The sequence below is a fragment of the Cohnella herbarum genome, assembly GCF_012849095.1.
GTDB classification, from domain to species: domain Bacteria; phylum Bacillota; class Bacilli; order Paenibacillales; family Paenibacillaceae; genus Cohnella; species Cohnella herbarum.
The window spans coordinates 4578213-4596243 of sequence record NZ_CP051680.1 but is presented as its reverse complement, the minus strand read 5'-3'; the positions used below and the strand labels follow the sequence as shown (position 1 = coordinate 4596243).

Annotated in this window: 13 protein-coding genes; 8 read left to right on the top strand and 5 right to left on the bottom strand. The window is 51.8% G+C overall.

All coding sequences use genetic code 11. The annotated features are described in order from the left end of the window. The first annotated feature begins 41 nt into the window (after window positions 1-41). From uvrB to HH215_RS19590, 4 genes are all read left to right on the top strand, one after another. Window positions 42-2042, top strand: a complete 2001-nt coding sequence (uvrB, locus tag HH215_RS19605) for an excinuclease ABC subunit UvrB (RefSeq protein ID WP_169281427.1) — start codon at window positions 42-44, stop codon at window positions 2040-2042. 266 nt (window positions 2043-2308) lie between these two features. Further along, window positions 2309-3292: a diaminopimelate dehydrogenase gene (locus HH215_RS19600; RefSeq protein WP_169281426.1), complete on the top strand. Its 984-nt coding sequence runs from the start codon at window positions 2309-2311 to the stop codon at window positions 3290-3292. 144 nt (window positions 3293-3436) lie between these two features. Then, window positions 3437-6295 carry an excinuclease ABC subunit UvrA gene (gene uvrA / locus HH215_RS19595; protein ID WP_169281425.1) on the top strand — a complete coding sequence of 953 codons (2859 nt, stop codon included), beginning with the start codon at window positions 3437-3439 and terminating at the stop codon, window positions 6293-6295. 25 nt (window positions 6296-6320) lie between these two features. Beyond that, window positions 6321-6545 (top strand): hypothetical protein, encoded by a 225-nt coding sequence (locus HH215_RS19590; protein WP_169281424.1) that lies wholly within the window; start codon window positions 6321-6323, stop codon window positions 6543-6545. Between the two features lie 242 nt (window positions 6546-6787). Here the strand turns inward: HH215_RS19590 and ilvN are convergent, their stop codons facing one another. Together ilvN and ilvB are read right to left on the bottom strand one after the other, a co-directional pair. Then, on the bottom strand, window positions 6788-7285 hold the full coding sequence (ilvN, locus tag HH215_RS19585) for an acetolactate synthase small subunit (protein WP_169281423.1): 498 nt from the start codon (window positions 7283-7285) through the stop codon (window positions 6788-6790). Continuing rightward, window positions 7282-9030: a biosynthetic-type acetolactate synthase large subunit gene (gene ilvB / locus HH215_RS19580; RefSeq protein ID WP_169281422.1), complete on the bottom strand. Its 1749-nt coding sequence runs from the start codon at window positions 9028-9030 to the stop codon at window positions 7282-7284. The genes ilvN and ilvB overlap by 4 nt, the downstream gene beginning before the upstream one ends. A 129-nt stretch (window positions 9031-9159) precedes the next feature. Here ilvB and HH215_RS19575 point away from each other — a divergent pair, with 129 nt between their 5' ends. Together HH215_RS19575 and HH215_RS19570 are read left to right on the top strand one after the other, a co-directional pair. After that, entirely contained in the window at window positions 9160-11187 is a 2028-nt protein-coding gene (locus tag HH215_RS19575) for a LuxR C-terminal-related transcriptional regulator (protein ID WP_169281421.1), read from the top strand. After that, window positions 11184-12086 (top strand): HEAT repeat domain-containing protein, encoded by a 903-nt coding sequence (locus tag HH215_RS19570; RefSeq protein ID WP_169281420.1) that lies wholly within the window; start codon window positions 11184-11186, stop codon window positions 12084-12086. Before HH215_RS19575 ends, HH215_RS19570 begins: the two co-directional genes overlap by 4 nt. Window positions 12087-12145: 59 nt before the next feature. Here HH215_RS19570 and HH215_RS19565 read toward each other — a convergent pair whose 3' ends face one another. The 3 genes from HH215_RS19565 to HH215_RS19555 form a co-directional block, all read right to left on the bottom strand. After that, window positions 12146-12688: a hypothetical protein gene (locus HH215_RS19565; protein WP_169281419.1), complete on the bottom strand. Its 543-nt coding sequence runs from the start codon at window positions 12686-12688 to the stop codon at window positions 12146-12148. A gap of 76 nt (window positions 12689-12764) precedes the next feature. Beyond that, a complete protein-coding gene (locus tag HH215_RS19560; protein WP_169281418.1) occupies window positions 12765-12914 on the bottom strand; it encodes a hypothetical protein in 150 nt (49 codons plus the stop codon). Between the two features lie 122 nt (window positions 12915-13036). Beyond that, window positions 13037-14656, bottom strand: coding sequence for a nitrite/sulfite reductase (locus HH215_RS19555; RefSeq protein ID WP_169281417.1), 1620 nt, complete (start codon window positions 14654-14656; stop codon window positions 13037-13039). A gap of 284 nt (window positions 14657-14940) precedes the next feature. On the opposite strand from HH215_RS19555, the gene HH215_RS19550 reads away from it, so the two are divergent. Together HH215_RS19550 and HH215_RS19545 are read left to right on the top strand one after the other, a co-directional pair. After that, the gene (locus HH215_RS19550; RefSeq protein ID WP_169281416.1) at window positions 14941-15150 is read left to right on the top strand and encodes a hypothetical protein; all 210 of its coding nucleotides are present in this window, start codon (window positions 14941-14943) and stop codon (window positions 15148-15150) included. Window positions 15151-15502: 352 nt separating this feature from the next. Beyond that, the gene (locus HH215_RS19545) at window positions 15503-18025 is read left to right on the top strand and encodes a U32 family peptidase (RefSeq protein WP_174887692.1); all 2523 of its coding nucleotides are present in this window, start codon (window positions 15503-15505) and stop codon (window positions 18023-18025) included. Window positions 18026-18031 lie beyond the last annotated feature (6 nt).

Below are 18031 nucleotides of genomic sequence, written 5' to 3'. Positions count from 1 at the left end.
TATACGGGAACGTATATTCTGTTATCGAGGGGATATCGGGGATGGAAGCATCGGAAGTGCAACAGAAGTCCTTCAAGCTGGTATCGGATTTTTCGCCTTCCGGCGACCAACCGGTAGCGATCGGGCAACTGGCGGAAGGCATTACGGCAGGAATGAAGCATCAGACTCTGCTGGGGGCGACGGGTACGGGGAAGACGTACACGATCGCGCAGACGATCGCCAAAGTGAATAAACCTACGCTGATCATCGCGCACAACAAGACGTTGGCGATGCAATTGTGCAGCGAATTTAAGGAATTTTTTCCGGAAAACGCCGTTGAATACTTTGTCAGTTACTATGATTACTATCAACCGGAAGCATACATTCCGTCCACGGACACATACATCGAGAAGGATTCCAGCATTAACGACGAGATCGATAAGATGCGGCATTCCTCGACGGCTTCGTTGTTCGAGAGACGGGACGTCATCATCGTGGCGAGCGTATCCTGCATCTACGGTCTCGGTTCGCCGGAAGAGTATCGGGATTTGCGCTTAAGTCTAAGAGTTGGCATGGAGAAGTCGAGGAACGCCATTCTTCATAAGCTTATCGATATCCAATACGAACGCAACGATTTGAACTTCGTGCGGGGAACCTTCCGCGTGCGCGGGGACGTCATCGAGATTTTCCCAGTATCTCGCAGCGATTCGGCGATCCGCGTCGAGATGTTCGGCGACGAGATCGAGCGGATTACGGAGATCGACGTGCTCACGGGCGAGATCACCGGACAGCGGGATCACGTGATCGTTTTCCCGGGGTCTCACTTCGTGACGGGAGAAGAGAAGATGAAGCGGGCGCTCGTGAACATCGAGCGGGAATTGGAAGAAAGGCTTGTCGAGCTTCGGGACGCGGGTAAGCTTCTGGAAGCACAGCGGCTGGAGCAACGTACGCGATACGATCTGGAGATGATGTCCGAGATGGGTTTCTGCTCGGGGATCGAGAACTATTCGGGCCCGATGACGTTCCGCGAACGCGGGGCGACGCCTTATACGCTGATGGACTTCTTCCCGGACGATTACATGATCGTCATCGATGAGTCGCACGTGACTTTACCGCAATTGCGGGCGATGTACAACGGTGACCAAGCGCGTAAATCGGTTCTCGTAGATCACGGCTTCCGGCTACCTTCCGCGAAGGACAATCGGCCCCTGAGGTTCGAAGAGTTTGAGGAGAAGGCGAAACAGCTCGTATTCGTTTCCGCGACGCCGGGACCGTATGAGCTGGAGCACTGTCCGACGGTAGTGGAGCAAATCATTCGTCCGACGGGACTGATCGATCCGATCATCGAGATCCGTCCGACCAAAGGACAGATCGACGATCTGCTCGGCGAGATTCGCGACCGGATCTCCAAGGACGAAAGGGTACTCGTGACGACATTAACGAAGAAGATGTCCGAGGACCTAACCGATTACATGAAGGAAGTCGGCATTAAAGTTCGTTACCTTCATTCCGATATCAAGACGTTGGAGCGGATGGCGATCCTGCGCGATCTTCGGCTTGGCGTATTCGATGTATTGATCGGGATTAACCTGCTTAGGGAAGGTCTCGATCTACCAGAGGTTTCTTTGGTCGCGATATTGGATGCCGACAAGGAAGGGTTCTTGCGCTCGGAGAGGTCATTGATCCAGACAATCGGACGCGCGGCGCGTAACGCGAGCGGCAGGGTTATTATGTACGGCGACAAAATGACGGATTCCATGGAGAAGGCGATCGGCGAGACGGATCGCCGCCGGACGATACAGTTGGCCTATAACGAGCAACATGGCATTACGCCGCAGACCATCGTTAAGAAGGTTCGCGACCTCATCGAAGCAACGAAAGCCGCGGAGTCGAAGAGTACTTACTTATCGGGAGCAGAGGATCTCAGCAAGCTATCGAAGAAGGAGCGCGCGTCGATGGTCGAGCGCCTGGAATTCGAGATGAAGGAAGCGGCGAAGAGTTTGCAGTTCGAACGCGCCGCGGAGCTGCGCGATGCGTTGCTTGAATTGAAGGCTAGTTTGTAACACATTTTTGCGAGGCTCCGGAGTGACGATTAGCGCTCCGGAGTTTTTCGTGCGCTTCATTACAAATTTTTTCATTTATATATGTTTTAGATAAAATTAATGCAAACTTTTTGTAGAATGATAACAAAAAATAAGCTTTTGCGCGTACCTCACTTGATGTAAAATAGTTGAGTGTCGTTATATAGGGAATCAGATTTTCGTATTTGATGGTTATAGAACGCATTCTAAGGATGCGATAATTGCACATTATTAGGAGGAAGACGAAATTGAGTAAAACGATCTCGGTAGGCATAGTCGGTTACGGAAATTTGGGTCGCGGGGTGGAGTCGGCGATCCGCCAAAATCCGGACATGGAACTCGAAGCGATTTTCACGCGTCGCAATCCGGAAGCGATCGAAGCGGGAACTCCGATGGTATCCATCTCGGATATCGAGCAATACAAAGGTAAAATAGACGTCATGATCCTGTGCGGAGGCTCCGCGAAGGATTTGCCGGAGCAAGGTCCTGCTTTGGCCAAGCATTTCCATACCGTAGATAGCTTCGATACGCACGCGTTAATCCCGGAATACTTCAATAAAGTGGACGATGCCGCGCAAACGAACGGCAACGTAAGCGTGATCTCGACCGGTTGGGATCCGGGCTTGTTCTCCTTGAACCGTTTGCTGGCGGAAGCCGTTCTTCCGGAAGGCAAAGAGTATACGTTCTGGGGCAAAGGCGTCAGCCAAGGCCATTCCGATGCGATCCGTCGGGTAGAAGGCGTAAGCAACGGCATTCAGTACACGATTCCTCACGATGCTGCCGTAGAACGCGTACGCAGCGGGAGCAACCCTCAATTGACGACTCGCGAGAAACATTTGCGGGAATGTTTCGTTGTGTTGCAAGAAGGCGCCGATGCCGAAGCGGTTGCGAACGAAATCAAGAACATGCCGAACTATTTCGCGGACTACGAAACCGTCGTTCACTTCGTGAGCGATGAAGTGCTTCGCGCGGAGCATTCAACGATGCCGCATGGCGGGAACGTCATACGGAGCGGGCAAACCGGTCCGAATAACGGAAGCACGCAATTAATCGAATTCAGCCTTAAGCTGGACAGCAATCCGGAATTTACGGCGAGCGTTCTCGTTGCGTATGCCCGTGCCGCTTATCGTATGGCGCAAGCAGGCCAAACCGGAGCGAAGACCGTATTCGACGTGCCTTACGGCTTGTTGTCTCCGAAATCCCCGGAGCAGCTTCGTAAGGAACTTCTGTAGTCTTTGACTGTAATTTACAAATCATTTGCATGACCAGCCGCAGTTCTGTATAATGAACGGGAACACACATTCTTATTTCGTGTGCGACTGCGGCGGGCATGTTACCAAGAGGCCCCGCGTTGTCGCGAAAGGGGCTTTTTCGTTTTGGCTAACGAGAAAATAATAATCAAGGGCGCGCGCGCCCATAATTTGAAAAATATCGACGTCACGATACCGCGGGATAAATTCGTCGTGCTAACAGGGCTTTCTGGTTCAGGCAAGTCCTCGCTTGCTTTCGATACGATCTACGCGGAAGGTCAACGGCGTTACGTGGAATCCTTGTCCGCTTATGCGCGTCAGTTTCTTGGCCAGATGGATAAACCCGACGTAGACTCTATTGACGGGTTATCGCCGGCGATATCCATCGACCAGAAGACGACAAGCCGCAATCCGCGTTCTACCGTCGGTACGGTAACGGAAATATACGATTATTTGCGGTTGATGTTCGCCCGCGTTGGACGGCCTCATTGTCCGGACCATGGGATCGAGATCACGTCCCAGACCGTAGAACAGATGGTCGACAGGATTATGGAATATCCGGAGCGGACGCGACTGCAAATCTTAGCTCCTATCGTTAACGGTCGTAAAGGCGAACACACGAAACTGCTGGCAGATATCCAGAAGCAAGGTTTCGTGCGGGTTCGCGTGAACGGAGAAATCCGCGATCTGTCCGAAACCATCGAGCTCGAGAAGAACAAGAAGCATTCGATCGAAGTCGTCGTAGATAGGATCGTCGTGAAGGATGACGTCGCTTCGCGGCTTGCCGACTCTTTGGAAACGGGACTGAAGCTCTCGGGCGGCCAGATCCTTGTCGATATTATCGACAAGGAAGAGATCATGTTCAACTCCAATTTGGCTTGTCCGGAATGCGGCTTCTCTATCGACGAGCTTGCCCCGCGCATGTTCTCGTTTAACTCGCCCTACGGGGCTTGTCCGGAATGCGACGGTCTTGGCGTGAAGATGGTCGTCGACCCGGAGCTGCTGATACCGGATCACTCGAAGAGCATAGAAGACGGCGCATTCGAGGCTTGGGCGGGGAGCACGTCCAATTACTACCCGCAATTTCTAGCGGCCGTATGCGCGCATTTCGGCATTCCGACCGACGTGCCGGTCGAACAATTGTCCGACAAGCACATGCAGATCATTCTATACGGCACGGGCGGCGAGAGAATTCGCTTCCGTTACGAGAACGAGTTCGGTCATACGCGCGACGCGCAAGTTCCGTTCGAGGGCGTCGTTAACAATTTGGAACGTCGGTACCGGGAAACGGGCTCCGAAGGCATTCGCGAGTTCATCGAGGTTTACATGGGCGCGAAGCCGTGCGCGAAATGCAAAGGCCACCGTCTGAAGAAGGAATCTTTGGCCGTAACGATCGGCAAGGAAAACATCTCTTACGTCACTTCGTTGTCCATCGGCGAGGCGCAGAGGTTCTTCTCCGGCCTTGAGCTTAACGAGAAGGAACTGGCTATCGCCAACCTGATCTTGAAGGAGATCAATAATCGTCTCGGCTTCCTCGTGAACGTGGGCTTGGAATATTTGACCTTGTCCAGGGCGGCGGGCACGTTATCCGGCGGAGAAGCCCAGCGAATAAGATTGGCGACGCAGATCGGCTCGAGTCTGATGGGTGTCTTGTATATTTTGGATGAGCCTAGTATTGGACTCCATCAACGGGATAACGACAGACTTATTCAAACTCTTAATCATATGCGCGATTTAGGCAACACGCTTATCGTCGTCGAACATGACGAGGATACGATGATGGCGGCGGATTGGATTATCGATATCGGCCCGGGAGCGGGAATTCACGGCGGTACGATTATGTCCGAAGGGACGCCGCAGCAAGTCATGGCGGACGAGAAATCGTTAACCGGAGCTTATCTCAGCGGACGGAAGTTTATCCCCGTGCCTCAGGAGAGGCGCAAACCGAACGGCAATTGGATCGAGATCAAGGGCGCCAAGGAAAACAACCTCAAGAACTTGAACACCAAGTTCCCGCTGGGCGTATTTACGGCCGTAACGGGCGTTTCGGGCTCGGGTAAATCCACGTTGGTCAACGAAATCCTGTATAAGACGTTGGCGCGCGATCTGAATAGAGCCAAGACGCGTCCGGGCGCTTATAAAGAGATGAACGGGCTGGAGCACTTGGAGAAGGTCATCGACATCGACCAATCGCCGATCGGAAGAACTCCTCGTTCCAATCCCGCGACCTACACCGGAGTGTTCGACGATATTCGCGACGTATACGCGATAACGAACGAGTCTAAGGTGCGCGGCTATAAGAAAGGCCGCTTCAGCTTTAACGTCAAAGGCGGCCGCTGCGAAGCCTGTAAAGGCGACGGAATCATCAAGATCGAGATGCACTTTCTGCCGGACGTATACGTCCCGTGCGAGATCTGCAAGGGCAAGAGATACAATCGCGAGACGTTAGAAGTGAAATATAAAGGCAAGAGCATTGCCGAAGTGCTGGAGATGACGATCGAGGATGCAACCGAGTTCTTCGTGAACATTCCGCGAATCCACCGGAAGATGCAGACCCTCATGGACGTCGGTCTTGGCTATATGAACCTGGGGCAGCCGGCCACGACGTTGTCAGGCGGCGAAGCGCAGCGGGTGAAGCTGGCGGCGGAACTGTATCGTCGCAGCACGGGCAAGATGCTGTACATTCTCGACGAGCCTACGACCGGTCTCCATGTCGACGACATCGATCGTTTGTTGCAAGTGTTGCACAGACTGGTTGACTCAGGGGAAAGCGTGCTCGTTATTGAGCATAACCTGGACGTCATTAAGACGGCCGATTATATTGTAGACTTGGGCCCCGAAGGCGGCAGCGGGGGCGGAACGATCGTGGCCACGGGTACGCCCGAAGAAGTGTCCAAGGTTAAAAACTCCTACACGGGCAAGTATCTCGGTCCCGTTCTGGAAAGAGACCGGGCAAGAACGGAAGCGGCGCTCGCGAAAGTTTAAACCATAGAATTAGGAGGAGGACCGGATGACGATGATCATCCGGTCCTCCTTTTTTTTCAACAGATCATTATCCCTTAGCCAGGGCTTTCGCATTAGGAGTTGCTCATTGTTCAGCGCAGTGCGTAAGTTTCATTCTAACGGAGCTGAGCGCCGTTATTTTGCTCATAAAGGCGCTTTTCAAAATCTAACGGAACTGGGCGCTCTTATTTTAGTATTCTCCAATGAAAACATGCCTTTTGAGCTCAAATAACGGCGCTCAGTTCCGTCAATTATTAAGCAATTGTTTTCGTCGAAATAACGGCCATGGCCGCCGTTAGTAAATAACTCTCGAATGCTGGTTGTCGCAAAAGCTATATACCGGTCAGAATAGCCATTTTCAATCGGCAAAGAACGATCAATCAACGAACTGTAGACATAAGTTAAAATTGGGTTGTTTTAGCAACGAATTATAGTGGGGTTTAACCGTTAAGCGTACTCGTTCTCATAGCCAGTCTAATGCGATTGCTCTGAGCCCCTAGCCATCGCCGTTTCCCCGGTTCGGGTGATTTCCAAGATACCGTAAGGCCGAATAAGCTGAAGAAAAGCATCGTTTTTCTCCCGATCTCCGATCGCTTGAACGATAACGGACTGCAAGCTGACGTCGATGACGGAACAACGAAAAGTGTTTATTAGATCGTTTAATTCCGCTTTGGTTGCCTGTTCATAGATTACTTTAACTAGCAACAGCTCTCTAGCGACGGTAGGTCTGTCCTCTAGATGCTCCACATGAATGACATCGATCAGCTTGCGTAGCTGATTGCATAGCTGCAAAATTTGACGAGAGTCCCCGTTCGCGACCACGGTCATTCGAGACAGGTTCTCTATCTCCGAAGCCCCGACCGTAATGCTGTCAATGTTATAGCTTCGTCTGGAAAATAAGCCGGATACGCGCTGAAGCACTCCGGGGTCGTCGCGTACGATAACCGCTATATGCTGCTTGTCGGATTTCATGACTTGTTTCCTCCCAGAATCATATCCTGCAACCCCGACCCGTGAGGAACCATCGGGAATACGAGCTCATCCTTCGAGATCGCGAAGTCGATCAGGAAAGGGCCCGGCGTATCAAGAGCTTCTTGCCATAGAAGCTCGGCCTCGGCTTTGTTCGTCGCCCTTCCAGCCGGAACCCCGTAGGCTTCAGCCAATTTAACGAAATCGGGGCTGCCGGACAAGTCGATATGGCTGTAACGTTTCGCGTGAATGAGCTCCTGCCATTGCTTGATCATACCCAGCGTTTCGTTATTCAGGATGACGATCTTGACCGGAATGCGGTGAATCGCGCATATGGCCAGCTCCTGCGCGCACATTTGCATGCCTCCGTCCCCATTAATCGATACGACGATTTTGCCCGGATTACCAACCTGCGCGCCGATCGCCGAGGGAAAACCGAATCCCATCGTTCCTAAACCGCCGGAAGTTATCAACGATCGGGGATGCTTATACCGGTAAAACTGCGCGGCCCACATTTGATGCTGACCGACGTCGGTCGTGATGATCGCTTCCCCGTTCGTCGTACGCGAAATCATCTCCACGACATACTGCGGCTTCAGTACCTCCTCGGAATCCTCATAGGCCAGTGGGAAGTCCCTCTTCATCGCCATGAGATCGTTTATCCAGCCTTGTTTTTCGGAAAGGTGACGACGAATTCGCTCTAGCTGTTGATTGATCTTCAATAGAATTTCCTTCGCATCCCCGCATATGGGGATCAACGTCGGAACTAACTTTCCGATCTCGGCTGCATCGATGTCGATGTGGGCAATGCGGGCATTCGGGGCAAACCGATCCAGTTTCATCGTGACCCGGTCATCGAATCTTGCTCCTATCGAGAGGAGTAGATCGCAGTGGATAAGCGCCTGATTGGCTGCATAGCTGCCGTGCATGCCGGGCATTCCCAACCACAGCCGCGAGTCGCTAGGGTACCCGCCTAGACCGAGTAAAGTGGTGACGATCGGAATTCCCGTCCCGTTAACGAATTCGATCAACGCTTCCGATGCTCCGGAGGACACGACTCCGCCGCCGGACAGGATCAGGGGTTTTTCCGCCGAATGAATAGCCGCCAGAAGCGCGTCGATTTGCGAGTGAACAAGGCTTTCATCCGGCAGTATCGGATTTCGCGTTTCAATATGTTCGGGATAGGAGAATGTCGTCCATGCGGCGGATACGTCTTTCGGAATATCGACGAGAACGGGCCCCTTGCGGCCGGTCTGGGCAATGCGGAAAGCCTGGCGAATCGTTCTGGCCAAATCCTCGACTCTGCGGACGAAGAAGTTGTGCTTCGTAATCGGCTGGGTAATCCCGACGATATCGGCCTCTTGGAAAGAATCGGTACCGATTAAGTCCGTTGCGACATTTCCCGTAATGACGACTAACGGTACGGAATCCATATAGGCCGTCGCGATCCCCGTGACCAAGTTGGTTGCTCCGGGACCTGAAGTGGCAATGCATACCCCAGTTTTACCGGTTGATCTGGCATATCCGTCTGCCGCGTGAATAGCGCCTTGTTCATGCCTGGTGAGGATATGGCGAAAGTCCGGATTATCGTGCATGGCATCGTAAATATAGAGAACGGCTCCTCCGGGATAACCGAAGACGCAATCGACGCCCTCCAACAACAGCATGCGCAACAAAATTTCCGAACCCGTAATATAGGCATCTTGCTTTAGTAGATTCCGGTCGTGAATCCTCTCCGTCGTTTTCATCCCGAGCTCAACTCCTCCATCTGTTAGGTGTAAGGTTAAAGTAACATGGGAGGGGTTGAGGCGAGGCTATCCTTTTGGTTACTTTGATAGTATACTTTTCGATAAAATGGGAATTACAGGGGTGGAAACATGGGTGAAACGTTCGGTCATCGGATGAGGGAGCTCATGGAAGATCATTTCGTGGGGCGTGAATTCGAGCTTCGCTTTTTCGAGCAATTTCTGACCGGCATGACGGAACGATCCGAGCGGATCATTAACGTCTATGGAACGGCGGGGATCGGCAAAAGCTATTTACTGGACAGATACGAGCGGATATCGCGTCAAGGAGGAGCCGCAACCGTATCCATCGACGTCCGGGAAGCTTATGGACGGATCGAAGCCTTCTGCCGGATGATTCTATTTGCTCTAGAACAAGATGAGGGCCCCGGTCATCAAGAGAATGTTGAGCAACGAGCGGTAAACGCCATTAACGATTCGGCATCTAAACGAAAAACCGTGTTGCTCATAGACGGGTATGAAGAAATCGGCGGATTGGACTACGAACTAAGGCATCGATGGCTTCCTCGTCTGGATTCGAATGTCCTGATCGTCATCGCCGGCAGATTTCCTTTGGAAGGTCCGTGGAGATACTCTCCTGCTTGGAAGAGACTAATCGCTAGGTTAGCTTTAACCGAGCTGAGCTATGAGGATATCCGTATGTATTTGTTGGGATTAGGATTTCAAGATGACCAAGTTATCGATACCCTGTGGTTAAGGACGTTAGGACATCCGTTATCGCTTTCCTTGCTGATGCCCGCCGGAGAAGGGGAGCAGGACCCTCGACCTTCGGAGTGGGAGCCGGTAGACGATCGGATCCATCACTGGCTTCAAGAAGCGCCCGACGAGGAGTTGCGCCAACTTCTCTATGCGTGCTCCGTCCCGAGAACCTTTCATCAAGATTTGCTGACGGAGATCATCGGCAAGGAGGTTACGGCGACTCTTTTCAGTAGATTGATCGGGCTGAGCTTCATGATGCGCAATGCGAGAGGCTGGCAGTTAACGCAGATCGTGTGGGAATCCATGCGAGGCTCGTTCAAAGAAAGAATGCCGGAAACTTTCAAGGTTTATTCCGATAGGACCATGCGTCATTACGAACGGAAAGTAGACGAAGGTTTGAGGTTGCAGGAGGAGAGGGCATGGGAAGTTGCCCAAATGATGAGGTTTTCCTCTAACGCTTTACTCCGGGCTCATTTGCGACACTCGCGCGAATCCAATCATTATCTGGAACCCGTAGACTCAAGCAACCTTAATGAGGTTAAAGAATATGTTCGACGCAGACTGGGTAACGCCAATCCTTTGAAGATTCGTTGCTCCGATACCGAGTCCGGTACGATGTTCAGGTTCGAGATGACGGGGGAGCAGAGCGTTCGGAGGTTGAGGATTATCGAGGTTGACGAGCTATTGAACTTCGGATCGAATGCGTTACAACTACTCAGATCGCGGCAGGGGGAAGTCGTCGGGGTATTCGCCATCGTTCCCATTCACGGACAGACGTTGAATTATCTTCTGAATGCGCCGCTATCGCGAGCGTATTTCCGAAGCTTGGATCCGAAGCGGATTCAAGAGCTGAGAACTCCGGCCGAGAGCCCGGCGGGTTGGTACGTGTACGGGATCGACATCACTCGGTTAGAGGATGAGCGGCTTCGTTCGGACATCGTCCATACGTTGTTCGAGAAGATGCTTTCGGGAGGTTTACTCGTTCAATCTCCTCCGCCTTTGGACTATTATCATCACGCATGCGAAGGATTGGGTTTCGAGAAGGTGCAGGGCTGCGACCATTTCGCTTATGGCGACGGAGAGGAAGCCTCGACGTTCATCATCGATACGAGAGGCGAGCGGTTGAAAGACTACTTGCGGAAAATGATCCCGGAGCTAACCCTTATCGAGGAGAAACGCGAGATTGCCTCTATGCTCGAAATAGGGGGGCTACATGAATTGACGGCCAGGGAGAGGGAAGTTGCCGAGCAGTTGGCCAAAGGGTTGTCCAATGCCGAGATCGCGTCTATCCTGTACATTAGCGAAGCGGCCGTCAAGAAGCACATCAATACGATGTTATCCAAATACGGTTTTAAGAATAGAACCCAATTGGCCCGTAAAATACTAGGAGGATCAACATGATTCGAAGCTTGTTCGTAATACTGATCGGGGCTTTCCTAATTACGGGATGTTCGAACACGAATTCAGATCGATCGGCTTTGCCTTCAGCCGTCGAAAGCGGAGTAGGCAGCGTGGATGCTTATTGGGATGAAGTCGCCAAACAAGGGCTAATGATGTCCCCTTTTGTTGATCCGGAACCTCCAATGGAGTACGTTCGAATAGGGCTAAATCATGATAATCCCGACGTTAGATGGTTCTGCGCCTATGAACTGCTGAAATATCCTTCGGGGATCGATCAAGAAACTCGGAATACGCTCGAACGGCTGACGAAGGACGAATCGGAAGTCGTACGTAAAGCCGCTTCGTTCACGATGGCGGTTCTCCAGGAAAAGTTTGAAGATGAGCGTTTTCAACTTTCCCCAGCAAACAACCAAGCTGCTTTTCACCTTTACCGGGAATCGAGGTACAACGATGGGGGCTTATGGATCGCGGAAGACGGCCGACTGGAGAGGCTTGCTAAGCTAGACGGAAGTATCGCGCAAATCGCTTATTCTCCTGACGGAAATCGGATCGGAGCGGATTACGGAGGCAGAACTTGGGGATCGCTAGCGATTGTCGATCTGGAGTCCCGCAAAGTCGAATTGCCCGAGATCATCAGCGCTATTCTTGCGGACAAGAGGAACGGGTACGATGTCGATCCGCAGAAGGCGGATCGATTCGACCCGTATGTCAGGCTGATCGAATGGAGCCCGGATAGTACCCGTTACTTGGTTTCCTATGAGTTCAGCGGAGGACCTGATCAGTATGACTACGGTTGGGCCGTTTGCGAAGCCGAAGGAAATACGGTAGTAGAAGTCTATAAGTCGTCGCAGGATACCCGCGATAGCAAGCCTGAAGGTTTTACATGGTCTAACGGATAACCTAAAAAGACGAATCATCCTTCGAGAGGACGATTCGTCTTTTTCTACGTTTCAGAGGGTTATTCCTCGGTATGAATATGCGATTCGTGAGAAGGATTGATCAACGTAATTAACTGTTTCTGCAGCTTGACGATGGTATGTTGATTCTCGAGAATTTGCCGCTTCTGTTTAATAATCGTCTGCAGGTCTTTCTTAGCCGTACTCCATTGCTGCTTAGTCGCGTGTTCGTGGAAGCTGTTCCAGGATTCGTGTTTCTTTTCGCGCATATCGTGAATGGCGTCCCGGGATGTTTTCATTTGTTCGATGAGTTGCTTGGCCGGTTTCTTTAACGTATTCCGTTGATCGGAAGTTAGCGTCTTGCGAGCTTCCTTAATGACTTCGCTCTGGGATCTCATCTGATGGAATAGGCTCTTCTGTTCCGTTCTGATTTGATCCAGCTCCGACTTAAGCGCCTGGATGTCGGCGGGGTACGAGCTCCAGTCTATTACGGGATGCTTATCGGAGCGATGATGCTCATGCTCGCCCGGAGATGCAGCGGCAATAGCCGGCATGGAGATCGTCAGGAAAGCTAGCGTCAGCAGCGTTAACAGCTTGTATTTCATAGTGGGTTCCTCCCGGTGAATGGATTCCCCATTAGTATGGACGAAAAAATGTTTTCCATTCTTTGGGCGAACTTCATTAATCGGGTTTTCCGCTTGAGATATCGGCTTGATAAGCCACCAGACTTATGCGTTGTCCGAATTTCTCGGACATTTGTCGTTCTATTTCTTTAAGCTCGTCAATCTCCTCCGGTCTTAGCGTAGCAAGCGAATACAATTCTTCATACATGGCGATTCCTCCCGATGGTTGTTAACTTATAGATAGTATGGAACAAGATCAGGGGTTTAACACCGTGCCGGATACGAAAAAGTTCCCCATCAGCGATGGGGAACCGTACGTAGCTTATTATGTTATACGGCAACGGACAAAATTTCCGTCAACTTGCCTTGCATCGTTTCGATCCCGACGCGTTGTACGAATTGGTGGAAAGATTCGCCGGTTTGGCGAGATTCCTTATAGAAGTTAATGAGTTGCTCGAGCACGCTGTTAACGTTATCGGCTTTGACTCGACCTTTCAACGCCGTATTGTATTTAGCTCCGGGTCCGAGCGTACCGCCGACCGCGATATCGTATGCGGAAACCATTCCTTCCGGAGTTTTGACCAAGGAGCCTTGAAGACCGATATCGGCGACATGCTTCTGGCCGCAGCCGTTCGGGCAACCGATGAAGTGGATGCGAACAGGCTCGTCCAATTCGACATGCTCATCTAGATAGAGAGCGACTCTGCGCGCGAATTCTTTGGTTTCGACGATCGCGAGATTGCAGAACTCGTTACCCGTGCAAGAAACGGTCCGGCTCATGAAGAGGTTCGGGTTCGGATTCAGGCGCTGCAGCAACGGCTCGTTCAGCAGAGCTTCTACTTTATCGTCGGGTACGCCGGATAACATGATGTTCTGGGCAATCGTCGTGCGAATCGTACCGTCACCGTACTTGTCGGCCAGATCGGCCAAAGTGTCGAACTCGTCGCTGTTCGTACGTCCTACGGGAATATTCAAGCCCACATAATTGAGGCCAGGCGTATTCTGCGGATGAACGCCGTCGAAATAAGAAGCGTTCCATCCGACCGTGCGGTCGTCGCCCAAGGAAGGCATTTCGCCGATCAATTTAATAAGCTCCTCTTGGAACTTCTCGACGCCCCATTCCGCCACGAGATACTTCAAGCGGGCGTAATGGCGTTTCTCCCGGTAACCGTGGTCGCGGAACAAAGTCGTCACGCCCATGGCTACTTTAAGAGCTTCCTCGGGTCTAACGAACATATCCATCTGGCGAGCCAGGTGCGGCTTAGCCGACAGACCGCCGCCGACCATGACGTGGAAGCCGAGCACTTCTTGACCGTCGATGACTTTGGAAGCGGGAGTGAAGGCCAAACATTGAATTTCGGCGTTCGTACTGTTATAGATATTGGTGGAAATGGACATTTTATATTTCCGAGGCAGGTTGGAGAAGTCTCGATTGCCAAGGAAGAATTGTTCGAACTCGTCAACTACGGGAGTCGTATCGAATAGTTCGTTCGGATCGATACCGGCCAACGGGTTGCCTACGATCGTGCGCGGGCAGTCTCCGCAAGCTTCGAAAGCGGACATGCCGACGGATTCCAACCGGTTGAAAATGTCGGGCATATGCTCGATCTCTAGCCAGTGGTATTGAATCGCTTGACGAGTCGTAACGTCGATCAAATTACGTCCGTAGTCGCGGCCGAGCGCGGCAAGCTCTCGTGCTTGTTTGCTCGTCAAGATACCGCCGGGAATGCGGATCCTCATCATGAAGTGGCCGGTGTTGGGCTTCTGTTGATATACGCCAGCCCACTTGAACAGATTGAAATCGTCTTGGGGAATCGAGGCGAAGCCTTCCTTGGAATACTTCTCGACGATGTCGCGGATAATGTCCAGTCCGTCTTTCTCCATCTTATAGAACTCGAATTTATTCAATTTGGACGGATCGCGTTCCATCCACACCGCTTCGTATGCCATTAAGTTGTTGCGACTCCCTTCATCGGAATATCAATCCATTCCGATACCCTTTGTTTGAAATAGTGGTTAAATCGTAACATAGTTTGTCCTAAGCGACAATCGAACTATTGGAATACGTTTCATAAAAAATACTGATACTACTTGTAACCGTTACTTATAGATCAGAGTGGTAAAAAGTGTGACAAAGTTGTTACGGCATGAACTTCGGACTTGCAAGCGAGGCGTCCAGAAGCTAACATAGGTAAAGATGGGTTTATTAGGTCAGATAAAGGAGGTCCCCTTTTATGTTTCTAGCCGAGAATGTGACGGAGGTTGTGGAAAGTACATATTCACACTTCGATATTTTTATGATCGTGTTCACGATCCTTATAGCCATTGGGCTAGTGCGTCTTCTTATGCAAAGGCCTCGGAAAAACATGCTGGCGATCGGATTTTCGACGGTAGCTCTTCTCATTTTTCTGGCAGCGGATTATAAGATGGTAACCGGTTGGTAAACGGGACGTATGTAATGCAAACGGGTTCGGAAGCTATGGCTTCCGGACTCGTTTTTTATTTGGGGTTATGCAAATTAATCCTAGTAGAATCCCGCGAGACAGGGATGCTTCTCTTGCGGTTAGCAGGACGTTTAAGGAAGCGGAATAAACCTTTTAGCAATTGGCAATAACGTTGAATGAACGACGATATTTCCAAATCTGCTCAGGGAGCCTATTTAAATGCATTAACGCCAATAGAAATGATGGACAATCTATACGGAGTTTGGGACGAAAACAGTTGACCTCCATTGTCGTTAACGCAATAATGAGAACAGCATTGTCGCGTTAGGCGCGGCTTGGAGGGGTTATGAAAATGATAGAAAAGGCCGTAATGCGGCGTGAAGATATAGAGTTATTGGCACCGGCGGGAGATTGGGAATGCATGCGGGCTGCGGTGGCGAACGGAGCCGACGCGGTTTTTTTCGGGGTCGAGAAATTTAACGCCCGCGCTCGCGCGCACAATTTCCAGACGAACGAATTGCCGGAGATCATGGCTTTCTTGCATAAGTACGGGGTTAAAGGCTTCCTTACCTTTAATATTCTCGTATTCGAGGATGAATTGCCGGAAGCTCGCAAGCTGATCGAAGCATGTATCGATGCCGGGGTGGATGCGGTCATCGTTCAGGATCTCGGGCTCGTTAAAATGATCCGGGAAATTTCTCCCGACTTCCCGATTCACGGTTCGACTCAGATGACGATCACTTCTCCGGAGGCGGTCGAGTTTACTAAGCCTTTCGCGATGGAGAGAGTCGTTCTTGGCCGGGAGAACAATCTGAAGCAAATTCGTAAAATCGGAGAGCAAGCGAAGCTTCCGATGGAAGTGTTCGTGCACGGTGCGTTATGCGTGTCCTATTCGGGACAATGTCTGACTTCCGAAGTATGGGGAGGCCGTTCCGCCAACCGCGGAGAATGCGCGCAAGCTTGCCGCTTGCCTTACGACTTAATGGTCGACGGCGTCCATCAGCCGATGGGGGATATCGCCTATTTGCTCTCGCCGAAGGATCTGGCAGCAATCGATATCGTGCCTGAGTTAATAGAAGCGGGAGTCACCTCGTTTAAGATTGAAGGACGGCTGAAGAGTCCTGAATATGTGGCTAACGTAGTCAGTAAATATACCAAAGAGATCGACAAATATTTCGCCGGAGACGAATCCGATCCTTCCAAGGAAGAAGTGCGGGAGCTTCAGCAAAGTTTCTCGCGAGGTTTTACTCACGGCTTCTTGGATGGTACGAACAATAAGAAGCTCGTGGAAGGAACGTTCCCGAAGAGTCGCGGCGTCTATCTTGGAACGGTAGAGAAAATTCTCCGCGATGCGATCGTTTGCCGGTTGGAGGCTCCGCTTAAGCGTGGCGACGGCATTGTTTTCGACGCGGGAGATCCGACCAAGAAGGAAGAGGGCGGAAGAGTCTACGATGTGCGCAACAACGGAATGAAGCTGGAAGGCGAAGCGGCCGAGGGCGAGCGCATCGAGATCGTTCCGGGGCGCAACGACGTGGACTTGACTCGAATCCATGAAGGCGACCGGATTTGGAAGACTAGCGATCCTGCTCTGGACAAGAGGCTACGCAGCAGCTACGAGACGGAGAAGCCTTATCGGACGTTCCCGATCGCGGTATCGGTATTCGGGCAAGAAGGCTCTCCTATGCGTACGATATGGACCGATATCGGTAAAGGCACGACGGTAGCCGTGGAATCGGAAATTCCGTTGGAACGGGCGGAGAAACGCCCGCTTGGTCACGAAGTGTTGCAGGATCAGCTAGGCAGGCTGGGAGGTACGTTGTACTATCTGGAGCAGCTTGAAGTGCAACTTAAAGGCGAAGTCATCGTACCGATGCGCGAACTGAACCGGATGCGCCGGGAAGCCGCGGAGCAGTTGGAGATCCTTCGCGAGCAACCGCCGAAATATATCAAGCGCGCGGTAGAAGAATACGCGGATTCGTTCGTTGCCGAGAGAGACGTATCCGTGCAGCCGAGCGAAGTGGAGCTGACGGCGCTCTGCCGCACGTTAGAGCAGGTCAAAGCGGTCGTGAAGACGGACGTCTCGCTCGTCTACGCAGATTTCGAATTCATCAAGCAATTCCCTGATGCGATTAAAGTATGCCGCGAAGCGGGCAAAAGGATCGCGCTCGCGACTCCGCGCATTCATATGCCGGGAGAGAACGGATACCACCGCAATATTCTGAACTTGAAGCCGGATGCCGTACTCGTTCGCAATACGGGCGCGCTCTACTATTATTTGAAAGACCGGATGGAAAACCCCGGAGCGGAGCATCCGATGTTGATCGGAGACTTCTCGCTGAACGTGGCGAACCACAAGACCGTGGATCTTTTCCGCGAAGCGGGCTGCGACTGGGTTACCCCGTCTTATGATTTGAACATCCAGCAGATGGTCGATATGCTTCGCCGGGCGGATACTTCACGTCTGGAGATGGTCATCCATCAGCACATGCCGATGTTCCATACCGAGCATTGCGTTTACTGTACGTTCATGAGCGAAGGCACGGATTTCACGAACTGCGGACGTCCATGCGAAGAGAAGCGGGCATCGCTGCAAGACCGGATCGGCATGTCCCATCCCGTCCGAGTCGACGAAGGCTGCCGCAACACCGTCTACAACGCCATCGAGCAGTCCGGCGCAGAGTACCTTAGCACTTTCATGGAACTAGGAGTTCGCTCGTATCGCGTCGAATTCCTCGAAGAGAACGCGGATAAGGTGCGCGAAGTGCTTACGCTCTACCGCGCGGCCATCGACGGCAAGATCGGCGGGCCCGAAGTTTGGCGGAAGCTGAAAGCGACCAACCAGCTCGGCGTCACTCGCGGGCAGTTGGTGAAGTGATAAACC